This window comes from Staphylococcus sp. HMSC062A01, from assembly GCF_001836805.1.
Taxonomy (GTDB): Bacteria; Bacillota; Bacilli; order Staphylococcales; family Staphylococcaceae; genus Staphylococcus; species Staphylococcus haemolyticus.
Genome location: NZ_KV830618.1, coordinates 74,735 through 84,442 on the forward strand (window position 1 = coordinate 74,735; position 9,708 = coordinate 84,442).

Annotated in this window: 10 protein-coding genes; 1 reads left to right on the top strand and 9 read right to left on the bottom strand. The window is 34.9% G+C overall.

Annotated elements, in window-relative coordinates; genetic code table 11:
- Nucleotides 1–4 precede the first annotated feature (4 nt).
- From purN to purE, 9 genes are read right to left on the bottom strand one after another with little or no spacing between them, the layout of a single operon-like run.
- Nucleotides 5–571: a phosphoribosylglycinamide formyltransferase gene (gene purN, locus HMPREF2715_RS05255; protein ID WP_070581305.1), complete on the bottom strand. Its 567-nt coding sequence runs from the start codon at nucleotides 569–571 to the stop codon at nucleotides 5–7.
- Nucleotides 571–1,602 carry a phosphoribosylformylglycinamidine cyclo-ligase gene (gene purM, locus HMPREF2715_RS05260; RefSeq protein WP_070440301.1) on the bottom strand — a complete coding sequence of 344 codons (1,032 nt, stop codon included), beginning with the start codon at nucleotides 1,600–1,602 and terminating at the stop codon, nucleotides 571–573. The genes purN and purM overlap by 1 nt, the downstream gene beginning before the upstream one ends.
- Nucleotides 1,595–3,079 carry an amidophosphoribosyltransferase gene (purF, locus tag HMPREF2715_RS05265; protein ID WP_070581306.1) on the bottom strand — a complete coding sequence of 495 codons (1,485 nt, stop codon included), beginning with the start codon at nucleotides 3,077–3,079 and terminating at the stop codon, nucleotides 1,595–1,597. The genes purM and purF overlap by 8 nt, the downstream gene beginning before the upstream one ends.
- Nucleotides 3,058–5,247: a phosphoribosylformylglycinamidine synthase subunit PurL gene (purL, locus tag HMPREF2715_RS05270; RefSeq protein WP_070581307.1), complete on the bottom strand. Its 2,190-nt coding sequence runs from the start codon at nucleotides 5,245–5,247 to the stop codon at nucleotides 3,058–3,060. Before purL ends, purF begins: the two co-directional genes overlap by 22 nt.
- Nucleotides 5,240–5,911: a phosphoribosylformylglycinamidine synthase I gene (gene purQ / locus HMPREF2715_RS05275; protein WP_070581308.1), complete on the bottom strand. Its 672-nt coding sequence runs from the start codon at nucleotides 5,909–5,911 to the stop codon at nucleotides 5,240–5,242. Before purQ ends, purL begins: the two co-directional genes overlap by 8 nt.
- A 1-nt stretch (nucleotide 5,912) precedes the next feature.
- Complete coding sequence (purS, locus tag HMPREF2715_RS05280) at nucleotides 5,913–6,173, bottom strand: phosphoribosylformylglycinamidine synthase subunit PurS (RefSeq protein WP_033079949.1); 261 nt, start codon at nucleotides 6,171–6,173, stop codon at nucleotides 5,913–5,915.
- Nucleotides 6,173–6,877, bottom strand: coding sequence for a phosphoribosylaminoimidazolesuccinocarboxamide synthase (gene purC, locus HMPREF2715_RS05285; RefSeq protein WP_070581309.1), 705 nt, complete (start codon nucleotides 6,875–6,877; stop codon nucleotides 6,173–6,175). The genes purS and purC overlap by 1 nt, the downstream gene beginning before the upstream one ends.
- Before the next feature lie 3 nt (nucleotides 6,878–6,880).
- A complete protein-coding gene (purK, locus tag HMPREF2715_RS05290; protein WP_070581310.1) occupies nucleotides 6,881–8,005 on the bottom strand; it encodes a 5-(carboxyamino)imidazole ribonucleotide synthase in 1,125 nt (374 codons plus the stop codon).
- Nucleotides 7,992–8,474: a 5-(carboxyamino)imidazole ribonucleotide mutase gene (purE, locus tag HMPREF2715_RS05295; protein WP_037549288.1), complete on the bottom strand. Its 483-nt coding sequence runs from the start codon at nucleotides 8,472–8,474 to the stop codon at nucleotides 7,992–7,994. Before purE ends, purK begins: the two co-directional genes overlap by 14 nt.
- Before the next feature lie 211 nt (nucleotides 8,475–8,685).
- Between purE and folD the strand changes: the two genes are divergently transcribed.
- The gene (gene folD / locus HMPREF2715_RS05300) at nucleotides 8,686–9,543 is read left to right on the top strand and encodes a bifunctional methylenetetrahydrofolate dehydrogenase/methenyltetrahydrofolate cyclohydrolase FolD (protein WP_070581311.1); all 858 of its coding nucleotides are present in this window, start codon (nucleotides 8,686–8,688) and stop codon (nucleotides 9,541–9,543) included.
- The last annotated feature ends 165 nt before the right edge of the window (nucleotides 9,544–9,708 follow it).

Genomic DNA, 9,708 nt, shown 5'->3' on the forward strand with positions numbered 1-9,708 from the left:
CTCCTTATTTAATAACTTTAGCTATAACACTTGGATAAAGTTCATACTCCAAACGCTTTACACGTTCTTCCAAATTCTCTTTAGTATCGTCCTGTTTTATATCACATTGTCGTTGTTCAATAATTTCTCCCGTATCCATACCACTATCAACATAATGTACAGTTGAACCAGTTACCTTATCGCCACTATTAAACGCTTGTCCAATTGCATCTTTCCCCTTATATTTCGGTAATAGTGATGGATGGATGTTTAAAATTTTACCTTCGTAAGCGTCTAATAAATCAGATCCAATTAATCGCATATAGCCAGCAAGTATTATCCATTCAACTTCTTCACGCTTTAACAGTTCTATTAAATGTTGTTCGTAATCTGCTTTAGTAGTGAAATCCTTAGGCTCATTTATATTAACTGTTACTTTTAAATGTTTGGCTCGTTCAACACAATAAGCATCGTGATGATCAGTATATAATGAAGTAATTTCTATATTGTTGAGCTCCCCTTTATCTGCTTTTAGCACAATATTCTCAAAATTACTACCTGATCCAGATGCAAATATAGCTACTTTAGTCACTATTCTACCCCCTCAAGTAAAATGGGTGACTCTGCATTGGCAATGATTTCACCTATTTCGTAAGAAGAAATACCTTGTTGTTTTAAGATATCAAGTGTTTGTGCAACGTCTTTTTTATCTACTATGGCTGTGAAACCAATACCCATATTAAAGACATTGTACATTTCATCCGTTCCAATATTAGCTTGTTGTTGTAACCAATCAAATACTTTTGGTGTAGGAAAAGCTTGTGTATAAATTTTCGCTGCTAATCCATCAGGTAATCCACGTGGAATGTTTTCATAGAAACCACCACCAGTGATATGATTCATTCCTTTAATTTGAACAGCTTTTTTCAAAGCAAGAATTGGTTTAACATATAATTGCGTTGGGGCTAAAAATGTTTCTAAGTACGTACGACCATCAAAATCGTCATTTAAATCAATACCAGATTCTTTAATTAATTTACGTACTAAGCTATAACCATTTGAATGTATTCCGTTAGAGGCTAAACCAATGATGGCTTGACCTTCTTGAATTGCTGATCCATCAATATAGTCGTCTTTCTCGACTGCTCCAACAGCAAATCCGGCAAGGTCATATTCACCTTCATGATACATTTCACCCATTTCAGCTGTTTCTCCACCAATAAGTGCAGTGTTAGTCTCTTCGCATCCATCACTTACACCTTTAACAATCTGTTCGATTACTTCTGGAACAACTTTGTTCGTTGCAATATAATCTAAGAAATATAATGGTTCAGCACCAGTAGTCAAAATATCATTTACACACATTGCTACTGCATCTATTCCGATTGTGTCGTGTTTATCATTATCAATAGCCAATTTCAATTTAGTACCAACACCATCTGTACCAGAAACTAGTACAGGCGCCTTCATATTTAATTGAGACAAATCAAAGGTAGCACCAAATCCACCTAAACCACCTAGTACCTCTTTACGCATTGTTCGTTTAACATGACTAGACATTCTCTCAACCGCTTCATAACCTGCATGAATATCAACACCTGATTGTTCATAAGCTTTAGACATGAATATTACCCTCTCTATCAAAGTAGTGTTTATGATTATTAATATAATCCTGTTGACGTTGACTTAAGTTATTATAATATTTATCTTCGTAATCAAATAGTCCTGCTGGATAATCACCTGTAAAGCTCTCTACACATAAACCACTATACGGTGCGTCATAATTTAATCCAATCGATTCAATTAGACCGTCTACGCTTAAATAAGATAATGAGTCTGCACCAATATAATCACAAATTTCTTGTGGTGACTTACTTGCAGATATGAGTTCAGCAGTCGTTGAAACATCTATTCCGTAAAAGCTTGGGAACATAAATTCTGGAGAAGCGATTCTTACATGAACTTCTTTTGCTCCGGAGTCTTTTAACATTCTGACAATACGTTTACTCGTTGTTCCACGCACAATTGAATCATCAACTAAAACAATTCGTTTACCTTCTACGATATCCTTGACTGCCGATAATTTAACGCGGACACCTTGTTCTCTTAACTCTTGAGTCGGTTGGATAAATGTACGAGCTACGTATTGGTTCTTCACCAACCCCATTTCATAAGGTAGGTGGCTTTCTTCAGCATACCCACTTGCAGCTGATAATGATGAGTTGGGTACTCCAATAACCATATCTGCATTTGCAGGGCTTTCTTGTGCTAATTTTTTTCCAGATGCTTTACGAACAGCATGAACATTTTTGCCAGCAATAGTAGAATCAGGACGAGCGAAATAAATATATTCCATAGCTGAAATGGCTGTATTTGTATGACTCGTATATGATTTCACTTCAATACCTTCATTATTAATAACAACATATTCTCCGGCATGGATATCTTGCACGTATTCAGCACCTAATACATCAATGGCACATGTTTCACTAGCTAAGATGTACGTGTCATCTTGCATTTTACCTACTACCAGTGGACGGATAGCATTAGGATCTACTGCTCCATATAATGCATCTTTAGTAAGTATTGCAAATGTGAATCCGCCTTTAATTTGTCGCAAACTCTCTTTTAACGCTTCTTCAAAAGTTGGTGCTTTACTTCTGCGTATTAAATGCATAATCACTTCAGTGTCAGATGAAGAATGGAAGATTGCACCATGTTTTTCCAAATATTGACGTAACGTCTGGGCATTAATTAAATTACCATTGTGGCAAATCGCAACGCTCATATCGTAAAAGTGATATAAAAATGGTTGTATATTTTCAATCCCTTTATTACCTGATGTGGCATAGCGAACATGGCCTATGGCGTTGTGTCCATCTTTAAGTTGATCCATTTGATCACCTTTTATTGCTTCTGTTAACAATCCAAGACCACGTTCACCTTTTAAAACTTCTCCATCTGATACAACAATACCTGCACCTTCTTGACCACGATGTTGTAAACTGTGAAGTCCCATATAGGTTAATTGAGTGGCTTCTGAATGATTCCAAATGCCGAACACACCACATTCTTCGTTTAATCCACTGTAGTTAAACATTGTGCAATTGCTCCTTCCCAACTTTCTTTAATCTCTGAGACTTTTTCAACAATCGAACTTTGAGCATTAGTAACTTTAAATTCATCAACATCTGTTAATTGACCAATTTCTACAGCTCCCTCAATATTTAACGTCTGTCCATCTTTAACAGCAATAATATATCGACCTTGCGTTTCACTAAACAATTGTGCATCTGAAAGGTCAATTGAAGCTTCTAGTCCTAAACCATAATGAGCACTGATACGCGCTAAACTGATCAATAAACCACCTTTACCAACTGTTTGTACGTGAGAAGCAACGCCACTTCTAATCGCATTCTTGACTGCTTCTCCTTTATTAACTTCATCACTTAAATCAATCGTTTCAAATTCATGATTGACTTTACCGTATAATAATTTTTCAACTTGACTACCACCAAAGTCATCTCTTGTTTCACCAACTAAATATAATTTATGACCAGCTTCAGGATGGAAATCATTCAGATAATCAATATCCTCTATTAAACCAACCATTCCTACGACAGGCGTTGGGAAAATGGATGTACCACGTGTTTCGTTATAGAGTGATACGTTACCTGAAACAACCGGTGTTTTTAATACTTCACACGCTTCTGACATACCTTTCGTTGAATCAATTAACTGCTGATAGATTTCTTTCTTTTCAGGAGAGCCATAATTTAAGCAATCCGTCATAGCAAGTGGTGTTGCACCTACTGCTATTAAATTGCGATAGGCTTCAGCTACGACCATTTTTCCACCTTCATAAGGCTGATTAAACACATAACGCGCTTCACCATCAATTGTAGAGGCTACAGCTTTATTCGTACCTTCAACACGAACAACTGAAGATTGTAAACCTGGTTTAATGATAGTATTGGCACCAACTTGTTGATCATATTGTTCATACAAATAATGTTTTGAGGCAATCGTTGGATGTATTAGAAGTTTCTTGAATGTTTCTTCGACATTTATAGAACTATAGTCATTTTTAGATGTGTTATACTCTTTCACTTCACCTTCTAAAACATAGACCGGCGCTTCATCTGCAAGTGATTGAACCGGTATATCCGCGAATACTTCATCTTCATATTTAAGTACGAAGCGGTCAGTATTTGTTACTTCACCAATAACTGCACTATCAAGTTCATGTTTTTCAAATAAATCTAAGAATTTTTGTTCAGTACCTTTTTCAACTACTAATAACATTCTTTCTTGTGTTTCAGAAAGCATCATTTCATAAGGTGAAATACCTGGTTCTCGTGTAGGCACTTGATCTAAATGTAATTCAAGACCACTGCCACCTTTAGCTGCCATTTCTGATGATGAAGATGTTAAACCAGCGGCTCCCATATCTTGAATACCAACTAATTCGTCGAAAGTAATCGCTTCTAATGTGGCTTCCATTAATTTTTTACCTACAAAAGGGTCCCCAATTTGAACAGATGGTCTTTTACTTTCACTTTCTTCAGTTAATTCTTCGGATGCAAAAGTTGCACCATGAATACCATCACGGCCTGTTTTTAAACCTACATAAATGACTGAGTTACCTTCACCTTTAGCAGTCCCTTTTTGAATCATGTCATGATCAATAACACCTACACACATGGCATTAACCAATGGATTTCCATCGTAACAATCATCAAATTCAATTTCTCCAGCTGTTGTAGGTATACCGATACAATTTCCATAACCGCCAATACCACGTACTACACCTTTAAGTAAACGTTGGTTCTGTTTAACTGACAATTCACCGAAACGTAGACTGTTTAACAGATTGATTGGTCTAGCTCCAATTGATACGATATCTCTAATGATGCCACCTACACCAGTTGCAGCACCTTGATAAGGTTCGATAGCTGACGGATGGTTATGTGATTCAACTTTAAATACTACTGCTTGATTATCACCAATATCCACAACACCTGCGCCTTCACCTGGTCCCATTAAGACATGCTCACCAGTAGTTGGAAATTGTTTTAAGAATGGTTTAGAGTGCTTGTAAGAACAGTGTTCACTCCACATAACCGAGAAGATGCCTATCTCTGTAAAATTAGGTTCTCTTCCTAATATTTCACAAACTTTGTTATATTCTGCGTCACTCAAGCCCATATCTTGATATAATTTTTCAAACTTAATTTCTTCAATACTAGGTTCGATAAACTTAGACATTTTGTTCCCTCCAACTATTAACCATTGCTTCAAATAATTTCACGCCACTGTCAGTTCCAAGAATTTTTTCAAGCGCACGTTCAGGGTGTGGCATCATTCCGCAAACATTACCTGCTTTATTTACAATACCTGCAATATTTTCATGAGAGCCGTTTGGATTATCTTCATATGTTAAGATAATTTGATTATTTTCAACTAATTCGTTATATATGTCATCTGTACAATAATAATGACCTTCGCCATGCGCTACTGGATAAACTACAATTTCATTCTCACCATACAAATTTGTAAAAGAAGTTTGATTATTAGCAATTTTTAGATTTTCATTTCTGCTAATAAATAAATGAGAATCATTATGGAGTAATGCACCAGGTAATAAACCAATCTCAGTGAGAATTTGGAATCCGTTACATACACCTAGAACGGGTTTGCCATCATTAGCCAAGCGTTTTACTTCGTTAATTATTGGTGCTACACTCGCCATTGCACCTGAACGTAAATAGTCTCCAAATGAAAAACCACCAGGGATTAATACGCCATCATAACCTTCCAATGATGTCTCACGATAATCAACATAATCTGCTTGCGCACCTGACTTAATCGCTGCGTTGTACATATCTCTATCACAATTAGATCCTGGGAATACGAGAACTGCAAATTTCATTTTATGCATTCTCCTTTTCGTCAACGATTTTATAACTATATTCTTCAATTACAGTGTTTGCGAATAACTTTTCACTTAATGTCGTCACAATGTTATCGACCGCTTCATCAGTTGCTTCGTCAACCGTCATGTATAAAACTTTACCTACACGAATATCATTAACTTGTTTATAACCTAAGTCGTGAACAGCTCGATTTAGTGCTTGTCCTTGAGTATCTAACACCTGTGGTTGTAATGTAATGTGAAGTTCAATAGTTTTCATTATTTTAATTCCTCCAATTTATTTAAAAATGTTGTATATGTGTCAATAAGTGAACCTGTATCATTGCGATAGACGTCTTTATCAAAGTTAGAATCAGAATATTTATCCCAAATACGACATGTATCTGGAGAAATTTCATCAGCTAATAAAATTTTACCGTCAGAAGTTTTACCAAATTCAACTTTAAAATCAACTAATCTTAAATCCATCTCATCCATCAATTGAACTAATACTTTATTAATATCTTTAGCCATAGTTTTTAGTGTTTCAATTTCACTATCGCTCGCTATTTTTAAAAGTTTAACGTGATCATCCGTAATTAACGGGTCATTTAAGTCGTCATTTTTATAGAAAAATTCAACTAACGGTGCTTCGAATTCGTAACCTTTGTTAAAACCTAAACGTTTCGTTATAGAACCTGTTGCTATGTTACGTACTACAACTTCTAGTGGAATGATTTTAACTTCTTCAACTAATTGTTCCGTTTCAGAAAGCTGCTTAATAAAATGACTCGCAATTCCATGCTGAGCTAAATATTCAAATATTATAGAGGTAATTTGATTATTTAATCGTCCTTTACCTTCCATTTTGTCTTTTTTTGCACCATTACCAGCCGTAACTTCATCTTTATACTCAACTCTCAATTGACCTACATTGTCTGTTGAGAAAATTCTTTTCGCTTTTCCTTCATATAATAGCGCCATTAACTATTCTCTCCCTTCAAACTGTTTGAGCATATCTTTCTCAGTTTCATCGACATTATTCGTTAAAATTGTCATATGTCCCATTTTACGATTAGGTTTACGTTCAGGTTTCCCATAAATATGAACATGCCATTCTGGATGATTAGCGAACTTATCTTCTAATAAATCTAAATCGCGACCCAACAAATTCATCATCACTGCAGGTTTTAAAATCTCAATTTCTTTTGGAAGATTTTGTCCAGTAACTGCTAATATATGTGTATCAAATTGTGAATAATCACAAGCTTCAATTGAATAATGTCCTGAATTGTGTGGACGTGGTGCAATTTCATTTACATATAAATGATTTGATTTATCGATGAAGAATTCGACTGTAAACGTACCTACAAAATGTACTTCATTAATAATTTTATTTACTTCATCTCTAGCTTCTTGTTCCTTATCACTTCTCGCAGGCACAATGGTTTTAAATAATATTTGATTTCGATGTTCATTTTCTTGAAGAGGGAAATACGTAATTTGTTTTTGGTTACCAATCGTAACAGTTAAAGAAACTTCGAGTGCAATATCAAGAAATTGTTCTGCTACACACTCATGTTGTGAAATGAGATCTTTAGCTTCTTGAATGGATTCTTCATTTTTAACTAATACTTGTCCTTTACCGTCGTATCCACCAAAACGCGTTTTAACTATAAATGGATATCCTAATTGATTAATCACAACATTTAGGTCTTTTTCCTCTTTAATAGGTAAAAAAGGAACAATTTTAGATCCTGCTTGTTGTAATGTTTGTTTTTCAGTTAAACGATCTTGTAGTAATTGAATAGCTTGATAACCTTGAGGAATATTGAATTTTTGAGTTAGACGAATAAGTTGTTCAGCTGAAATATTTTCAAACTCATAAGTGATTACATCAGATTTCTCACCGAGTTCATGCAAAGCTTCTTCATCGTCATAAGCGGCAGTTATAAATTCGTGAGCTACTGATTTACACGGACTATCAGGGTTAGGGTCTAAACAAATGACTTTAAAGCCCATTTTTTGAGCAGATTGAGCCATCATTTTACCTAATTGACCGCCTCCAATAATACCAATCGTGTCACCGAACTTTAATTTACTGAAGTTCATTTTGCATTTCACCAACTTTATCTACTAGACTTTGCTCATATTCATCTAAATGTTTACGAACTGATTCATTACTAATACTTAAAATTCTCGCAGCTAATATCCCAGCATTTTTTGCACCTGCATTACCTATTGCAGTTGTAGCCACCGGAATACCTCCTGGCATTTGAACAATCGATAATAAAGAATCCAATCCTTTTAAACTTTTTGACTCAATCGGTACACCTATAACTGGTATTGTTGTCATTGATGCAACCATTCCTGGTAGATGTGCAGCACCACCTGCACCAGCAATAATGACATCGTATCCATGTGTTCTAGCTTGACTTGCAAATTCATACATTAATTTAGGCGTACGATGTGCCGAAACGACTTTCTTATCGTACGGTATTTCGAATTTATCTAACATCGCACAACTTTCTTGCATAACCTTCCAATCTGAAGAACTACCCATAATAACCGCTACTTTCACTTTGTACACCCTTTCAAAAGTTTGAAATTTAGTTACGATAAGTTGTATATTACAGATATAGCATAACAATCATGAGATGCTTTTTCAATCAAAAATCGAACTTTAACTTAATTTTTGCTTTTAATTTACGTCTTTCAGCTATCGATTGACGTGACAGAAGATTTAAAGTTAAGGTAAAAGTATGATTTAAACAAACAAGGAGGAATTTTTTGTGGTTGCAAAAATTTTAGATGGGAAACAAATTTCTAAGGACTACAGACAAGGTTTACAAAATCAAGTTGAAGCATTAAAAGAAAAAGGTTACACACCAAAATTATCCGTAATCTTAGTAGGTAATGATGGTGCGAGTCAAAGCTATGTAAACTCTAAAAAGAAAGCTGCTGAAAAAATCGGTATGATTTCTGAAATTGTTCATTTAGATGAGGATACTTCTGAAGAAGAAGTATTAAAAGAATTAGACCGTTTAAACAATGATGATTCAGTAAGTGGAATATTAGTTCAAGTACCTCTTCCTAAACAAGTAAGTGAACAAAAAATCTTAGAAGCGATTAATCCTGAAAAAGACGTTGATGGCTTCCACCCTTCAAATATCGGTAAGTTATATATTGATGAGCAAACTTTTGTTCCATGTACGCCACTAGGCATTATGGAAATTCTTAAACATGCTGATATTGATTTAGAAGGTAAAAATGCAGTTGTTATTGGTCGTAGCCATATTGTCGGTCAACCAGTATCAAAATTATTATTACAAGCTAACGCTACAGTAACTATTCTACATTCACGTACTAAAGACATGCATAGTCATTTGAAAGATGCTGATGTTATTGTCAGCGCAGTTGGTCAACCAGGTTTAGTAACTAAAGATGATGTAAAAGAAGGCGCTGTTATTGTTGACGTTGGTAACACTCCAGATGAGAATGGTAAATTAAAAGGTGACGTTGAATTTGAAGAAGTTAAAGAAGTTGCCGGTGCAATTACGCCAGTTCCAGGTGGCGTTGGCCCATTAACAATTACTATGGTGCTTAATAATACATTATTAGCTGAAAAAATGCGTCGTGGCATTAAATAATATAATTATTCTTACTTAAACTATATGTATGTTGAGAAACTCGTTTAAATTTCAATTAAATAAAGCGAAATAAAAGCACATAGATGATGTTTATTAAATATCATCTATGTGCTTTATTCATTTATAATTTATGGCTCTATAATAAATTGGACTGATGACTAAAAA